Annotated in this window: 13 protein-coding genes and 1 pseudogene; 9 read left to right on the top strand and 5 right to left on the bottom strand. The window is 36.7% G+C overall.

Going from position 1 to position 16,277, the window contains the following annotated elements; genetic code table 11:
- The first annotated feature begins 6 nt into the window (after nt 1–6).
- Together ANME2D_RS08615 and ANME2D_RS08610 are read left to right on the top strand one after the other, a co-directional pair.
- Nucleotides 7–753: a B12-binding domain-containing radical SAM protein gene (locus ANME2D_RS08615; protein WP_048090706.1), complete on the top strand. Its 747-nt coding sequence runs from the start codon at nt 7–9 to the stop codon at nt 751–753.
- Nucleotide 754: 1 nt separating this feature from the next.
- Entirely contained in the window at nt 755–1,036 is a 282-nt protein-coding gene (locus ANME2D_RS08610) for a hypothetical protein (RefSeq protein WP_048090704.1), read from the top strand.
- 4 nt (nt 1,037–1,040) lie between these two features.
- Here ANME2D_RS08610 and hmgA read toward each other — a convergent pair whose 3' ends face one another.
- Together hmgA and ANME2D_RS08600 are read right to left on the bottom strand one after the other, a co-directional pair.
- Entirely contained in the window at nt 1,041–2,249 is a 1,209-nt protein-coding gene (gene hmgA / locus ANME2D_RS08605) for a hydroxymethylglutaryl-CoA reductase (NADPH) (protein WP_048090702.1), read from the bottom strand.
- 42 nt (nt 2,250–2,291) lie between these two features.
- Nucleotides 2,292–2,687, bottom strand: a pseudogene (locus ANME2D_RS08600) (DsrE family protein); the annotation flags it as partial.
- Nucleotides 2,688–3,014: 327 nt separating this feature from the next.
- Between ANME2D_RS08600 and ANME2D_RS08595 the strand changes: the two are divergent.
- The 7 genes from ANME2D_RS08595 (at nt 3,015) to ANME2D_RS08565 (ending at nt 10,240) form a co-directional block, all read left to right on the top strand.
- Nucleotides 3,015–3,725: a glycosyltransferase family 2 protein gene (locus tag ANME2D_RS08595; protein WP_198527387.1), complete on the top strand. Its 711-nt coding sequence runs from the start codon at nt 3,015–3,017 to the stop codon at nt 3,723–3,725.
- A gap of 4 nt (nt 3,726–3,729) precedes the next feature.
- Complete coding sequence (locus tag ANME2D_RS08590) at nt 3,730–4,245, top strand: hypothetical protein (protein ID WP_048090700.1); 516 nt, start codon at nt 3,730–3,732, stop codon at nt 4,243–4,245.
- A gap of 126 nt (nt 4,246–4,371) precedes the next feature.
- Nucleotides 4,372–5,328 (top strand): glycosyltransferase family 2 protein, encoded by a 957-nt coding sequence (locus ANME2D_RS08585; RefSeq protein ID WP_198527386.1) that lies wholly within the window; start codon nt 4,372–4,374, stop codon nt 5,326–5,328.
- A gap of 110 nt (nt 5,329–5,438) precedes the next feature.
- Nucleotides 5,439–6,785, top strand: coding sequence for a phenylacetate--CoA ligase family protein (locus tag ANME2D_RS08580; protein ID WP_048090698.1), 1,347 nt, complete (start codon nt 5,439–5,441; stop codon nt 6,783–6,785).
- A 114-nt stretch (nt 6,786–6,899) separates the two neighbouring features.
- Nucleotides 6,900–7,898, top strand: a complete 999-nt coding sequence (locus ANME2D_RS08575; protein WP_048090696.1) for a Gfo/Idh/MocA family protein — start codon at nt 6,900–6,902, stop codon at nt 7,896–7,898.
- Nucleotides 7,895–8,959, top strand: coding sequence for a DUF362 domain-containing protein (locus ANME2D_RS08570; RefSeq protein ID WP_048090694.1), 1,065 nt, complete (start codon nt 7,895–7,897; stop codon nt 8,957–8,959). The genes ANME2D_RS08575 and ANME2D_RS08570 overlap by 4 nt, the downstream gene beginning before the upstream one ends.
- Before the next feature lie 108 nt (nt 8,960–9,067).
- The gene (locus tag ANME2D_RS08565) at nt 9,068–10,240 is read left to right on the top strand and encodes a glycosyltransferase family 4 protein (RefSeq protein WP_157834031.1); all 1,173 of its coding nucleotides are present in this window, start codon (nt 9,068–9,070) and stop codon (nt 10,238–10,240) included.
- Between the two features lie 39 nt (nt 10,241–10,279).
- Here the strand turns inward: ANME2D_RS08565 and ANME2D_RS08560 are convergent, their stop codons facing one another.
- The 3 genes from ANME2D_RS08560 to ANME2D_RS08550 form a co-directional block, all read right to left on the bottom strand.
- Nucleotides 10,280–11,659, bottom strand: a complete 1,380-nt coding sequence (locus tag ANME2D_RS08560; RefSeq protein ID WP_157834030.1) for a hypothetical protein — start codon at nt 11,657–11,659, stop codon at nt 10,280–10,282.
- A 792-nt stretch (nt 11,660–12,451) separates the two neighbouring features.
- Nucleotides 12,452–14,530, bottom strand: coding sequence for a hypothetical protein (locus ANME2D_RS08555; RefSeq protein ID WP_048090684.1), 2,079 nt, complete (start codon nt 14,528–14,530; stop codon nt 12,452–12,454).
- A gap of 400 nt (nt 14,531–14,930) precedes the next feature.
- Nucleotides 14,931–16,217 carry a lipopolysaccharide biosynthesis protein gene (locus ANME2D_RS08550; RefSeq protein WP_048090682.1) on the bottom strand — a complete coding sequence of 429 codons (1,287 nt, stop codon included), beginning with the start codon at nt 16,215–16,217 and terminating at the stop codon, nt 14,931–14,933.
- Nucleotides 16,218–16,277: the final 60 nt, after the last annotated feature.

Genomic DNA, 16,277 nt, shown 5'->3' with positions numbered 1-16,277 from the left:
CATAATATGAAAGTAGCACTGGTATTCACACCTTTCTGGGACGCTCCATGTCCCCCTATAGGCATATCTTACATTAAAGCTGCAATCCAGGATATATCTGAATGTAAGATATTTGACCTGAATATGAGGCATGGGGGCAAAAAAGGTTTTTTGAGACAGGAAGAACTCATAAAGGAAGCCCCTGACCTGTTTAGAGAAGATATCGAAGATATCATTGCCTTTAATCCAGATATAGTGGGTTTTTCTCTATTTCACCTGAATTACCATACTGCCCTTTATATTATGAACAGGATCAAGGCACATAACCCTGAGATATATAACGTAATAGGCGGGCCCCATGCGACCTATATGCATGAAGATCTAATGAGAAATTTTAAATTTATAGATTTTTGTATAGTCGGGGAAGGAGAAGATGCGTTTAGAATTCTGATTGAATGTATCAAGTCTGGCCGTAAAGTTGATCATGCAAATGTTGTGTCTAGAAGAAAACCAATATTACAGACCCTTCGGGGCTCTAAAACGAGGCAGAATCAACCATTATCGGTATTTCCGGAATTTGATGATTTTGACCTTGATGCATACCCGGTGAGGATGCTGCCTATCATGCTCACCAGAGGCTGTACTCAAAGCTGTAACTTCTGCGGACTGCCCTATGTCCTTGGCGAATACAGGTGCCGAAATCCTGAGGACGTATTGCAGGAGATAAAAAGAGACATTAGAATTTGCAAAATCCATCAAACCATATTGTGTTGAGATGACCTTTGTACCGTTTTATATCTTTATTAAATCCAGAATGTTCAGAAACTACAGAAAATTTAGCATCAAGAAATTGATAAAGCTATCTCCGTATGATATCTTTTTTGATTATATATCTGATAAAGGAGGGATATATCCTTATCAGAAAAGAGTATCTCTTGCTCAAGAACTCTGGAGAGAATTTAATATAGGTCAATCATTCATTTTCGATGATGGATGCAAAAAAGGCAAAGAGGGATATTCTTATTCGACACTCTTCAGCAGTGCTTTTAAAAAATGATTATTTATCTCCCAAGTGCAGCATGAGCCTTTGCAAGGTGCCTGGCCGCCAGCGCTCCGATGAGTGAGATCTCACCTGCCAGGACCGCTGCTGCTATTATCTCGGCGAGTTTCTTTGAATTCACACCCGGAGGGTCACCTGCGCCTGCTGCACCCAGCATACTCAGGCACTCCTGCTGTGCACCGATACGCGTTCCTCCCCCGACTGTTCCCACAGCGAGCGAAGGAAGAGTGACCGAGCAATAGAGATCCTCATCTTTAAGTTCAATCGTGGTCATGGCATTGCTTGCCTCAACAACATGGGCTGCATCCTGTCCGCAGGCGATGAACATGGCTGCTGCGATATTTGCAGCATGGGCATTAAATCCAAGCGACCCTGCACGGGCTGAACCTACAAGATTCTTTCTGTAATTCACCTCTACCATTCTCTCAGGAGTGGTCTTCAGTTTCCCAAGAACTATCTCCCTGCTCAGTACCACATCAGCAGATACTGTTTTACCCTTGCCCATTATAGCATTGATTGCAGCAGGCTTCTTATCTGTGCACATATTACCTGATAATGCAACAAGTTCCACATCGTTTTCCTCTATAATGAGATCAACAGCCGCATTCGTGGCAATTGTGACCATGTTCATACCCATGGCATCCCCTGTATCATAGGAGAACCGCAGGAAAACACTCCTCCCTGCTACAAATGGATCAACCGCAAGCAGCCTGCCAAAACGCGTGGTCTCTTCTGCTTTCTCCTTCAAGCGCTGGAAATTCTCTTTAACCCACTCCACAAGCCTTTTTACGCCTATTACATCATTTGCCCTGAAAACAGGAGCTCTTGTCATCTCATCTTTGAATATCCTTACGTTCGCACCGCCGCAGGCAGTAATGACCGAGCATCCCCTGTGTGTGCTCGCAACCAGTGCGCCTTCGGTAGTTGCCAGGGGGATATAGTATCTGCCGCTTGCATATTCACCGTTGATTAAAAGCGGCCCTGCAACCCCGAGCGGAACCTGTATGGCACCTATCATATTCTCAATATTGCGCTTTGTTATATCCTCTGCATCGAACGAGAATTGATCGATATGCTTAAATTCCACTCCTGTCAGTTCTGAGATCGCAGCACGCCGAAGTTTAACTGCATCTTTTGTATCAAGCATCCCGTCAATCTCATGAAGACGCATCTCACCAGCTTTGAGTTTTTCAAGGAGTTCTCTGTACATAAGAGAGCGTAATTGATCTTGATGGTTAAAAAGATATCAGACTCAGAGGCTAATCACAAGCTGCCCTTCTTCACAGTACTTCAGCATCAGGTCAGCTACTTCAAAGGAATGTATAATTTCCACGCCTTCTATCAGCTCATCTTTCTCAAAACCGATCATCGCAGATGCCAGTTCGCAGCATTTGAACCTTACTCCCATATCCATACATTCCTTAATATGTTCATCATATGGGGGATTTCCATGCTTTCCCTTTTTTGCAAGGATAACCCCCATCGGCCCCCACAGAACCACAACTACGTCCAGTCCCTTCTTACGAAAATATTTTGCAAAACGCAGTGTTTCCATAGGGCTTGTACTTTCATATACCATATTTTTAAGAAATAGAAGGACTTTTGAGACTTTCCTTGCAGGCATCAGCATATATTTGGAATAGAAACTATTTAACTCTGACTTTAAAAACTTAAATGGTGTTTATTATTATAATCAAATGATTACTATGCTCACCATCAGTATAAATTATTATACAAAGTAGAAAAGCTTATATATTGTAATGGACTTTAATAAAATCAAACGAGACAGAGAAGGTAACTAGGAAGAATGTTTGGTAGCTGGCCGGGTAAATCGTATGCAAAGCCAGCTACCTGCATTGACCGACTGAAAGCAGTCAACACTGCTTATTTTCGGTTTTCATGGTTATAAACCTATCGGATGAAGTGAATAGTGTGTGGACGACGCTCTTCTCTGTGCAAAACGGTGGTGATAATCTTGAGCCTCATAAGCAAAAACGAGCAGAGAAAAAAGATCAGTGTTGTAATACCTACATTAAATGAAGCTCTAAATATAAGAGAAGTATTTTCGGATATACCTGCATTCGTTGATGAAGTGGTTGTTGTTGATGGTAACTCGACAGACGGGACCAGGGAAGAGATACTAAAGCTCAGAAATGATGCAAAAATCATAGTAGAAAGACCCTCTGGAAAAGGCACTGCAATAAAAACTGGATTTGAGCATGCAACAGGCGACCTGATAGTCATGATGGATGCAGACGGCAGCCATGACCCTAGGGAGATTCCTTCACTTCTTGAACCTGTGCTCGATGGCTACGATGTCGCAAAAGGATCACGCTTACTGCCGGGTGGGGGCTCTGAAGATCTCACACCGTTCAGGAGATTCGGTAACAGCATATTTGTGGCAATGGTGAACAACATGTACGGCACAGACTACACAGACCTATGCTACGGCTACCGTGCATTCAAGAGAGAGGCCCTGAAGAAGATATGCTGCAGCTCAAGCGGGTTTGAGATCGAGACCGAGCAATCGATACTTATGAAAAAAGCAGGGCTGAGGGTAAAAGAAGTACCTTCCTTTGAGGCCAGGAGGAAGAACGGGAACTCCAATCTCAACTCATTCAGGGATGGGTGGAAGATACTTGGTATTATAGTCAAAGAATATTTTAAAAAATTTGACAGGAGGTGAAAGAGTGAGAAGAGGATTACTACTTGTGATAGCAACAATAGCAATAATGTCAACAGTGACTCTGGCAAGTGCATATGCGGAACTGACGGCTGATCCAAAAGAACTGAGTATAGATATAGGTTCAACAGGCAGTCTCACTTTAACTCTAGATACAGACGATGATGGAAAAGCAAAGTTAAAGTTCGAGACAGATTCTGATGAAATCAAGGCCAATCTGATAGAAGATTCATCAAGCAGTGAGACTGGTACTGGAAACGATGGAGAGCTTGAATTCGATAATACTCCAAAGATTCCTAAGACGTTCACACTTGAGATAACGCCACAGGACGGTGCAACCGTCAACGAGAAACATGACATCTATATTGAATACCAGAATAAAGACGGCATAAAGAAGAAATGGAGTACCAAAGCTTCAGTTACAGCTACTGTGGTTCCAGTCCCAGAGTTGAGCACTGTAGTACTCATGTCGGCTGGCTTGCTGGGAATGATCGCGCTGGTAAGGCGACAGAGAAGAGACTAAAAAACAGAGCAAATCAAAACAAGATTTAGATGATTAGAGCATACCTCCATAAGGAGGATGCTTTAGTATTTTTAAAATTAGAAGGTCGGATTGGAGATGATTATTTGAGGTATTGATGAGGAGATATTGAGAGTATTGAGAGTATTGAGAGAAGAAAAAGTGAGTAGTATAAAGGTCTCAATTATCGTCTGTACTTACAGTATAGAATTTCTTTCTGATACCTTTGAGTGCATAAGCTCACTAACCAGTCAGAATTATGCAGATAAAGAGATACTTCTTGTTATGGATGAGAACTATGAACTATACAGATTGTTAATTGATTCTCTTCCTGAATCGGTAAATATAATAATCAATAAGCATCCCGGTCTATCTGAGGCCCGAAATCTTGGGATTAAAAATGCAACCGGCGATATTATTGTTTTTATAGATGATGATGCCGTTGCAGATAATAATTATATCTCAAACATGATTAAAAATTATGAAGATAAGAATATAGTAGGTGTTGTTGGGAAGATCCTGCCGAAAGAGAAGCCGAATTATCCTGAGGAACTATACTGGATTGGAGGATTCACATACAAAGGTTTTCCAGATAAAAGATGCGAAGTAAGGAATGTCCTTGGATGCAATATGTCTTTCAGAAAGGAGATTTTTGATAAGGTTGGATTTTTTGATATTAATCTTGGGCGGGTCGGAAAAAATTTAGTAACTGCTGAGGAAACTGAGTTCTGTATAAGGGTATTAAACTCACTTCCAGGCTCAAAGATAATCTATGATCCTTCTGTTATTGTTTACCATAAAGTGCACGGGTATAGACAGACTTTCAGGTATATGATGAGAAGGGGGTATCACGAGGGTGTATCGAAAGCGCATATTGGGAAGTTGTATTATAATAAGGACGGCGGTAGCAAAGCACTCTCTACAGAACAGACATATCTTAGATATTTATTAGCTAAAGCGATTCCTGCACGAATAGGAAACATGCTTGTTGGTAGAGATGTTGTGTATAATACAAAAGAGACGATAGCGTTGTTAATGGTAACAGTCAGTGTTGGATTTGGTTATATAATCGGGAGGATAGAATGAAAAGAGTAATACTAAAAATCGGATTTTAGATTGCAGGCTTGGATTAATTATGAAGCTATATACAACATCCAGGAACTGGCAGGCAGTTCAATCATAGAGGGATTTTTAGTATGAACTGGAGGAAGCCAATTATTATAGGTCTGCTAAAGCTGACCGGAAGTGAAATTCCTAAAACATTAGAATTTATTAAAAGTATAGAATATAAGAATAAAGAGGAGATTAAAGCCATTCAGAGAGAGAGATTAAAAACCTTGCTTCTGCATGCTTATAGAAATGTGCCATATTATAATAGAGTCTTGAGCGAAAGTGGCGTGGTTATTGATGGAAAGATCAATTTAGATAACTTTTCAAAAATCCCAATACTTACAAAAGATATTATTCGGAAAAATTTTGAAGAACTAAAGAGTAAAGATTTGAATAAAAGGAAATGGTATTTTAACACTTCCGGGGGGTCCACAGGAGTTCCAGTTAAATTCATACAGGATAAAGAATACCTGGCTAAATTAATGGCTACGAAGGTTTATTTTCCATTAGTTAATGGAAAAAATATAGGTGAAAAAGAGATTCATTTATGGGGTTCCGAGAGAGATATCTTAAAAGGTTCTACAGGTTATAAGGCTAAATTTTACAACTGGTTAATCAACAGAGTTCTTTTAAATAGTTTTTTAATGAGTGAAGAAAAAATGGAAAACTATGTAAAAATTTGGAATGATTTTAAACCTGTGTATGTCTGGGCATATGTAGATTCTATCTACGAATTTTCAAAGTTCATTGATCGAAATAACTTTAATATCTGGTCTCCCCGATCGATCATTGTTACTTCAGGAACTCTACATAAAGATGTCAGAGGTTTTGTTGAAGATGTATTTAAAACTAAGGTTATAAATCAGTATGGCTCAAGAGAGGTTGGTGATATTGCTGTTGAGTGTATAAATCAAGAAGGACTTCATATTTTTGAATATTCACAATATTTAGAAGTATTAAATAATGATTTAGAACCTGTTAATATAGAGGAGGCTGGAAAAATTTATGTGACCAATCTTGATAATTATTCTATGCCTTTGATAAGATACGATATAGGGGATATGGGAATAGTTTCAACTAAAATATGCTCCTGCGGCAGGGGGTTCTCTATGCTTTCTGAAATTACTGGCAGAGTTTCAGACCATTTTAAAAGGAAAGATGGCACTTTAGTTCATGGGGGATATTTTAGAGGTCTATTTTACTTTAAGAACTGGGTTAATAAATTTCAAATTATACAGGTGGATTACAATTTTATTCGGATCTATATAGTATTGTATGGAGAAAAGGATGAAAATGATTTGAAAGATATTGAAAATAAGATAAAAGCTGTCATGGGTGAATCCTGCAAAGTAGAATTCAATTTTGTTAATGAGATAAAACCAAGTGATAGCGGGAAATTTTTATTTACCAGAAGTCTGATCTATCAAAAATAAAACACCATTAAATTATGAGCCTTAACTCGGAAAATGTAATAATCAGTCAAAAGAAGTGATGTTGTTAGTTATGATAGCAAACGTCGAAAACGGATATGTGGCAGGAGAGTTGAAATGAAAAAAATAAAATTAGCAATAATAGGATGCGGTGCTGTGGCGGAAGTTTTTCACATACCAACGCTCCAGAGGATGCCAGAGTTTGAAATTGTTGCTCTGGTTGATGCAAATGAAGAACGTGCAAAGGAACTAAAAAACAAGTATAGCCTGAATTGTGAAACTTTCAGCGATTACAAAAAAGTTTTATCAAAAGATATTGATGCTGTATTCATATTAACTCCCCCTAAATTTCATTCTCAAATAGCAATAGAATGTGCAGAAGCTGGAAAACACATATTTTGTGAAAAGCCAATGGAAACAAGCCTTGAAAAAGCCAAAGACATGGTAGAAGCTTCTGAAAAAGCAGGTGTCAAACTTATGGTTGGCTTAAATTTTAGATTTATTCCTCAGTTTAAGAAGGTTCACGAACTTATAGAAAAAGGATTTCTGGGGCATTTGATAGGAGCTTCTTCAACTTTTTTTACAAATGCCTCTGTTTGGCCCTCAAAATCTAAGTTCCAGTACTCCAGAGAAGGCGGAGGAGCTCTTTTTGAAATGGGTTGCCACCACATGGATCTAATACGATGGTATCTTGGAGATATCAGGAACGTTTTTGGGAACATCAAAACGCTGAACAAGGATATTACTATTGATGATACAGCCAATGTTTATATGGAGTTCAAAAATGGAGCTGCTGCTAACCTTGCGGTTGTATGGGGAGATTTGAGCATAAATGAAATAAGGGTTTACGGGGATGGAGGATTTATATATGCAAATGGAAGTAAAAATGAGGTGCTTTTTACACCCAAAGGGGTTGTTGCACAGGCACCTATAAGAATTAAGGCAGATAAAAAAATTTCAGCATATCACGAAGAATTCAGGCATTTCTTTGAATGCATCATGGAAGATAGAACGCCTGTAGTGAATGGTACTGAAGGCTATAAAACCCTGGAATCAACCCTTGCGGCTTATGAATCGTATGAGAAGGGAATATTCGTAGAGGTAACAAAGAAATGATAGATAACGATAAAGTCTTAATCAAAAAAATGCGGGATTCAGAAGCAAATATTGAACCAAATTTAAGAGAAGCCCTGGATGTCCTGCATTTTGAAGTAAATGACCGGGATAATATTGTTATCAAACCCAACCTGTGTGATTTTAGACCAGCCTGGGAAGGAGGCACAACCGATCCAAGAATCGTTGAAGCTTTTATAAAGATTATTAGAGAAAAAGCAAATCCAAAAATTACCATAGTCGAAAGTGATCATGCTGTAGCTACTGCGGATGAAGAATTTGAACGGATGGGCTATAAAGAAATGGCTGAAAGACTGGGGGTTGAGCTTGTAAACCTGAGCAAAGATAAACGCTATGAGGTGGTACTGGAAGGTCATTATTTTGAGACGCTTAATACTACAGAAACCTTACTTGGAGCAACTAAAATCATATCTATTGCAAAATTAAAAACTCATATCCAGCAGAAGATAACCTGTAATATGAAGAATCTTTTTGGTCTGCTGCCTGAGAAGTACAAGGCAAAGTATCATCCGTTCATGTCAGAAGTGCTGGTGGATCTGGCTGAGTATTACAGACCTTTCTGTATTATCGATGGAATCGTGGGAATGGAGGGACCTGGACCTTCCGATGGTTATAAAAAAGAGGCAGGAATGATCATAGTTGGGAATAATCCAGTAGCAACAGACGCAGTTGCTGCCAGAATAATGGGGTTTGATCCTGAAAGAGTGCCTAATTTACGATATGCTGAAAAAAAAGGTCTGGGCACAACAAAACCTGAAGTGATCGGGAATATTGCGGAAGGAAAGTTCGAGTTTATACCTGTGTATTCTTATTTATCATATAGATTCGCATTATTTCTAAATAAGTGCAGTTTCAGGGTAAATCGTTATTTTGAAGGAGTATCAAAATTTATTTCATTAGCAGGTGGTGGGCTCATGATCTTTGCCAGAGGATATTATAATAGTTCTGAATTCGGGACACTTTTCAAAAAAGATGGCTTTAGATATGTCAGAGGTTTGATTATAAGATTAAAAGTTTTATTTATATTAAGACTAAAAACATAAGTAATTTTATATGTGGTTTTTAAAGAAATGGTTGGATACAGCTAATTTTGTACTCATCTGTTGTTCTCAAAAAAGTGATAAGAAATGAAATTTCTATTTCTTTCAGGAATGGCCTGGAAACATTCTACTGCAACAGAGATTCACCTAAAAGGAATTCTCTATAATTTTCCTTCTGAACACGAATTATTTGTGATATGTCCATCAGCATTTGATTTTCATGATTCGTTTAATTTGAAAATAATCCCGCTGGGATTAGAGACCACGTCACCAAAGTTTTTATATAATTTAATAAAATTTATTCTAAAATCTTTTTTAATTGGTCTAAAAACAGGTCGAAAAGAAAGTATCGACTTAATATATGTTCGTCACGGGATTAATTCGTTCTCTGCATACCTGCTGAGTAAAATCTTGAAAATCCCGTATGTTATAGAGGTCAACGGTATTTTACATCAATATGGTGAAATAGAATATGCTTTTAGACCAAATAAAATAATTTTAATCATGTTTTCCTATGTTATTAGAATTGTAGAAAAAATTGTATTAACAAACGCTTCATATGTTTTTGTTTCAACCAGTGGTAAAGGGATTATTAAGATGCTGAAATACAGGTTTAATATAGCTCAAGACAAAATTGTACCTTTACACAATGGTGTTGATATAAATATATTCAAACCAATCGACACCGCAATAGCTCGGAAAAAATTAAATTTAAATCTTGAAACTAAATATGTTATATTTACAGGGTCTCTTGAACAGTGGCAAGGGCTAAGTTATTTAGTTGAGGCTGTGCCTATTGTCCTAAAAAAACACCCAAACACTGTTTTTTTAATTGTTGGGGATGGTCAATTCAAGGACTATATATTGTATATGATCAATAAATTGAAAATACAAAAAAACATCAGATTGATCGGGCGTGTTCCACACAAAGAAATAGTGTGGTACATAAACTCAGCAGACATCTGTATTGCTCCGTATGATACAAGCAAAAAAGACCTTGACTTCTCTCCACTAAAAATTTTTGAATACATGGCCTGTGGTAAACCTGTAATCTCTACTGACATATGGGGAATTAAACAGTATTTGAATGGTTGTGGTCTTATAAAACCTCCTGACAATGCTGGCGAATTAAGTGATGCTATAATTTATTTATTAGATCACAAAGAAATATGTGAAAAATTGTCTTGCACAGGTTATAATAAAGCAACAAAAGAATATAGCTGGGGGCGTGTAACTGAAGAAATAGCGCTTTATTGTAGCAAGTTAAAACAAAAATTTAAATAATTCAGGACTTACGCGATTAACTTTAACCAACAATAAGTTCTATGATCTATATTTATATATAGATATAAACGAGTTATCATAAATTTTCTGGTTAAGTTCGGACGTTGGTATTAATTCATCCGATTCAGAATATTTATATCTATATAATTTAGGTCCTTTAATACCAACTATCCTTCCTTCGGTTAGCCACAATAGTTTATCTTTGAACTCTTCTATCCTGAGCACAATATATCCTTTATTTATGTATCCAACATCCGTTTGCTCTATTATGTAGCTTTTTGAAAAATGACTTAAATATCTAGAAAAATAATTCCAGGTATGATAATCAGAATAAACTGCATCTATACTATTATTAAAAATACCTTCTAAAAAAGAAAAACCAGATATTTCTGCTTCATTAAAGTATAAGTCACTTTCGATATTTAGCCAGCTTATGTTCAATTCTGGACTATTTACTGAATTGAACATAGAAAAAAAAGCAAAAAAACCAACTATTAATATAGAGATTCCTATGGCTCTATCTCTACTATTTTTATTATAAAGTATAGTATACAAATAAATTGTTCCAAATGCCATGGCAAGCACTACAAACGGCATCATAAGCAAAGGGAGTCTATTAGTAAGGAATATTTCTCCAAGAAGACCAGCCGGGCCTGGAATATAGAAAAATATTGCAATTGGCAAGATCAAGAGTACGATATTTCTTATTCTGTTCTTATGTATGTCTGCCGTATAATAAGCACAGAAGATGCCGATAAATGCTAAAAATACTATTAGCATATAATCTATACTATTTAATAAAAATTCACCTAATGTTATTGGCAATGCTCCTGAAAAAACTTCGTTATCATACAAAACTGATTTTTTCATCTGGTAAACTGTATTTGCTACCATAACATATTGCACAAAGAACCAGTGCGCTAAAAATCCACATATAAATAGAAGAACATACTTTCTAGATATTATATAATCTTTTTTGTAAATTAGTATCTCCGATAACAATAATAGAAGCAATATGAAAGCTACAAAAATAGTAGTTGTTTGATGTTCAATAATCAATATAAAACTGAAAAGTATTAGAAATAAATTAAATAAAGTTTTTGATCTAAAAATTTTAATTTCATTTGTTTTTATGAGTAAGAATACTATTATTAAAAATATGACGAATCCTAATGATAGTGGAATCACATAGGTTCCATGAAATATAAATTTTCTACTTATTGCAAAGAATAAAACCCCTAATAAAGAAATTTTTTCATTTTTTGTTAATGACTTGAATATCAAATAGATAAAAAGAGTAGAGGGAACATATGAGAGAGCTGTTAAAATAAAAAATGCAACATTTGTATTAATGCCCATAATTATTATGCCCATTGCGTTGAAAATATAGTATATGGGCGCATATTCATAATAATCCATAGCATCAGTTATATGAAAGCTATCTAATATACTCTGTATATAATATAAATGTACGAAAATATCTGTATAACCAAAAACGAAGAAATATTTTAAGTTCTGGCCCCATATCAAATTTAATTGTAGAAGTATAATTTGTATTAATATCAAATGTTTGTCAAAGTTATTTTTACATGAAAGAATTTCCAAAAATAGAATCATGCTTATAAGAGATAAGACTAAAAAATATAAAATTGGCCTCTCGTAATATTCATATAAGAGAAATAAACTATAAGAATATAATAATAAATACAATATCAAAAACACTTTTGTGTTAGATATATTTAAAAAAAAAATGATTTTTGCTGTAAGGAATCTAAAACATTTTTATTTCTTAGTAGAAAAATAAAGCTCAGTATAACTGGCGGTAACAGGTATAACGTCCTGATCGCATGTCCGGTATAGCCCAGTAAGAAGAGGATCGGAAGAATAGAAATTAGAAATAATATCGGTAAATGTAGTATAACCCTGCTTAAGTGGTTAAATAAATTCTCGTTGTTTTTCATAATCTATTAACTTTACCTTGTTACATCAATATACTTAATTCTTCTGAGATATCGCTGAGTTAAAACCTGATATTCTCAGTGTTGCATCCACGTTCCTGTTTGTTGTTTTGAGCCATCCCGCAATCCTGGGACTGGCAAATTCCCTATCTGAAACAATGTGGATGAGCCTGCCGGACAGCCATTACATCTGTTGCAATGCCTCAATGACAGGTGCTAAAATACGTCCCCAACGGTCAAGAGAGTTAGTTAGCTACTGAACACCATAAATAAACACATTTGAGTCTACCCCGTCTGTTGCATCAATTGAATCAAATGTTATATTTTTTGATCCAACATTAGAGAACACATATATATTTCTCCAATTCCTTCTTGCTTCAGTCCCAATTACTGTAATGTCCTGAGAAGCTCTGCCAAACAAATCAATAATTCGTATTCCACCACTATATGCTTTTTTCCCATTATCATTTGCAGTTACATTTATTATTGTCGAATTTCTTACTGCTCTCATGAATAAACCGGATTCTTTGTTATAACTTGCATTAAGATTGGTAATATAAACTGAAGCATTTTCAGCCAGTAAACCATGAGTATTATTTAATACTGTAATGTCGTTTAATGTAAATACTGCATCAGTAGATCCAGTTCCAGATAAAAATATTCCTCTTGAATCACTTGTTGCATTATTATTTATCGCTGTTATTGAATTATACGTATTATAGAGTTTTTCATTCGGTACTGTACTTCCCCTATCACTAAGTCCACTAATCCTGTTATTTTTAAATATGGAATTTTGAACTGTATTATACCAGCCCCGCCCGGCAGTATCACTTCCAAGATGTATTCCACCCACGAAATTATGATGTGAGTACACGTTTTTAATAATATTGTTATTTGCCTGCCATAAGTTAATTCCATAGTACCCACCATTTTTAACTTCTGTTCCATCAATAGTAACTTTATCAGTATTCAATAAACTAATACAACGCATATTTGTGTTACCATCTGTTTGACTATTACAATCAATTACTCCGCCAATAATTTTACTATTACTTGTACCTGATAGTCTCAATGGAATTGTATTTCCAGAGGATATGATTATTGCTTCTCTAAGATCTAAAACTGTATTACTTTTAACGTTTATCCCGGTTACTGTAAATTTACCTTTTAAATATACATAATATTGTTTCTTACCAAGTGTTGGATTATTATCTACCATATCTAATGCATTCTGTATTATAATTGTTGAGTCTGTACCACTGTAATCTATTTTTCCTGTATAACCATTTTTTGCATATGTATTTATGCCATCTGTATAAATGATATATGAATAGGGCCTCAACTCTACATCATCTACCCAGAGTGTACCGTAACCATCCCATGTATTGGCATACACATAGATCCATCTTGTATTGGTACCTGTCTTGAAGGTAATCTGCTTCTGTGTCCAGTCGTTTGTGCCCTTTTTAAAATTGAAACCGATATTTTTTAGCGACTTTTTATTAGCATCCAGTTCCACCACCCTTATTGCAGGCGCATTCGTACCTCCTACCCCCTGGGTCTTAAACCAGACCGAGAGGATGTAGTTCTGAAGCGACTCAACTTCTATCAAATCTGATTTTGGGTATCCACTTTTACTATCCGTTGTCCCCGGGATGCTTATTTTTACAGATCTACTGCCACTATAAGAAACGGTACTCCATAACGGCGTATTTCCATCGACTGTCACAAAGCTCCAGTTCAGAGGCTTTGTTGCACCACTCTCAAATCCAGGGTTTGCGATGAGGTTTGAGCGTCTTAACTCTACATCATCTATCCAGAGTGTACCATAACCATCCCATGTATTGGCATACACATAGACCCATCTTGTATTGATACCTGTCCTGAAGGTAATCTGCTTCTGTGTCCAGTCGTTTGTGCCCTTTTTAAAATTGAAGCCGATATTTTTTAGTACCTTTTTATTAGCATCCAGTTCCACCACCCTTATTGCAGGCGCGTTAGTACCTCCTGCCCCCTGGGTCTTAAACCAGACCGAGAGGATGTAGTTCTGAAGCGACTCAACTTCTATTAAATCTGATTTTGGGTATCCACTTTTACTATCGGTTGTCCCCGGGACACTTATTTTCACAGATCTACTGCCACTATAAGAAACGGTACTCCATAAGGGCGTATTTCCATCGACTGTCACAAAGCTCCAGTTCAGGGGCTTTGTTGTACCACTCTCAAATCCAGGGTTTGCGATAAGGTTTGAGAAGTGAATAGGGGCTGCCAACGATGGTGTTGTGTACGTCAGGAGCAGGACAAAAAAGATAAATACAAATTTAATATACATAATCATCACTATGGTAATGATAAGTAATAAATATTTCCATTTACATAATAATTATGTAAATGAATGATCATGTTAGAACATATTTGCCAGTGAATCCTCAGGTGGGTTAAAAAAATCGTGAGGAAGGAGGAGGTATGAAGAAGATATAGCCACAGTAATGCAGGAAGTCCAACAGAGCTGTTGATTTAGTTTCCGAACGCAAGAAGCGCAATAAAGCAGCATATCTCATCATACCAGTAATAATAAATATATCTGTAATTAGATTTAAATGTACCTAAAGTTTCAGGGAAACTTTTAACGTTTTTTATAAACTATTTTGAGTTTTTATAGTTTATAAACGTTTTTTTTAAGTTATGCAGGTTCTAATCCTGCTTTACATACCGGCTCAGCATAATCGATATCACCTATCAATGTGTTTACCTGCCTTTGATAGCACTAATTTTAAGGCAAATTCTACCGGATTTTTCATCTTGTAAATCACAGCTATAGCTGCTATAGTATTAGCTGCAAGGTAAGCCGCGGCTGCGCCTTCGATGCCACTACTTTTAATAAGAGGCACTGATAGAACAAGGGTAATCGCAGCTTTTACTGCATTGATCTTTACTACGCTTGCCACTCTTTTTTGGGTGTTTCTCACAGCAGTAAAGATGCTGCTTAGTGATAGAGGAATACTTGCTGCTGCAAGGATAATAAGAGTAGTCGATGCATTTTCAGCATAGTCCGGATTGAAAAGATTCAGAAAAAACTTTCCAAGAAGCACGAAAAGCAGTAATCCAGGTAAGAGAAGTGCTACATTGAAGCGTACTGCCTTGCCAACATTGCCCCAGAATTTTTCACCATCCGAAGATTCAGCAAGGAGCGAGTTTGATATCGATAGCGGAACTCCGTGGAGTAAACTCGCCACTGTCATTGCTATGAAAAAGAAGCCTGTAGACTCAGCAGAGATCATATTCATGATTATAATAGGAAGTACAAAGCGTGGGAGAGAAGAAAAAATTCCTGCAATATAATTCCCGGCAGAAAAACTTACCATACTTTTAATTACAGGATCAAATTCAAGCATTAGAAAATATCCCTTCCATACCTTATATAGTAGGATAAAACCCATGATTACAGCCAGCACAAGGCCTATACCCCAGGATAGAAAAATCCCCATAGCCCCAAAGCCTGCAAATAAGACAAGAGGAAATATTTTAACAAAACCAAAAAGTGTCTCCTTGGCCATATGGAAAAAAGACCTCTTTCCAGCCGTGAATGCCCCGCTTATGAGCGCAGAGACAGTCGATACTACTGTAACAGCAGCGAAAAGTATTGCAGGTTCTAAATCGCCAAGGACCGGTTTTAGCGATGGCGTCCAGATCTCAAGCCCTGATATGAATATTAACGAGAATACAAGAGATGCCGCAATACTTGCTATCATGCATGAGTTGATAATCCTTCTGGCATTTGCGGGGTCTCTTGGCAGGTAAAATAATAAAGCTATAGGAAAACCCAGAGAGCTTACCATAGCGATCAGTAACATGCTGGACAGCACTGCCGAGACTGTCCCGACCTCATCAGGTGTATAGTATCTGGTAGCAATTACCCAGAAAAAAAATCCGAGAATAAGGTTGGAGAGATTCGTAGCCATAAGGTAGATTGAGTTTTTGAGAAGTGAATCGCTATAGATTCTTTTGAGAAAGCGCATGAAAACCCTTTAAGTGGGGCAGGGCAAAAAGATTTCTGAACAAAGTATATAGAGATTTAA

Origin of the sequence: Candidatus Methanoperedens nitratireducens (assembly GCF_000685155.1) — an archaeon.
In the GTDB taxonomy this organism is placed as follows: Archaea; Halobacteriota; Methanosarcinia; order Methanosarcinales; family Methanoperedenaceae; genus Methanoperedens; species Methanoperedens nitratireducens.
This window is presented reverse-complemented; position numbering and strand designations above follow the sequence as displayed.

What these genes read in the sequence shown, in the direction of transcription:
- ANME2D_RS08615 (WP_048090706.1), top strand. Translation starts at nt 7, where the DNA reads ATGAAAGTAGCACTGGTATTCACACCTTTCTGGGACGCTCCATGTCCC.
- ANME2D_RS08610 (WP_048090704.1), top strand. Translation starts at nt 755, where the DNA reads ATGACCTTTGTACCGTTTTATATCTTTATTAAATCCAGAATGTTCAGA.
- hmgA (WP_048090702.1), bottom strand. Translation starts at nt 2,249, where the DNA reads ATGTACAGAGAACTCCTTGAAAAACTCAAAGCTGGTGAGATGCGTCTT.
- ANME2D_RS08580 (WP_048090698.1), top strand. Translation starts at nt 5,439, where the DNA reads ATGAACTGGAGGAAGCCAATTATTATAGGTCTGCTAAAGCTGACCGGA.
- ANME2D_RS08575 (WP_048090696.1), top strand. Translation starts at nt 6,900, where the DNA reads ATGAAAAAAATAAAATTAGCAATAATAGGATGCGGTGCTGTGGCGGAA.
- ANME2D_RS08570 (WP_048090694.1), top strand. Translation starts at nt 7,895, where the DNA reads ATGATAGATAACGATAAAGTCTTAATCAAAAAAATGCGGGATTCAGAA.
- ANME2D_RS08565 (WP_157834031.1), top strand. Translation starts at nt 9,068, where the DNA reads ATGGCCTGGAAACATTCTACTGCAACAGAGATTCACCTAAAAGGAATT.
- ANME2D_RS08560 (WP_157834030.1), bottom strand. Translation starts at nt 11,659, where the DNA reads ATGGATTATTATGAATATGCGCCCATATACTATATTTTCAACGCAATG.
- ANME2D_RS08555 (WP_048090684.1), bottom strand. Translation starts at nt 14,530, where the DNA reads ATGTATATTAAATTTGTATTTATCTTTTTTGTCCTGCTCCTGACGTAC.
- ANME2D_RS08550 (WP_048090682.1), bottom strand. Translation starts at nt 16,217, where the DNA reads ATGCGCTTTCTCAAAAGAATCTATAGCGATTCACTTCTCAAAAACTCA.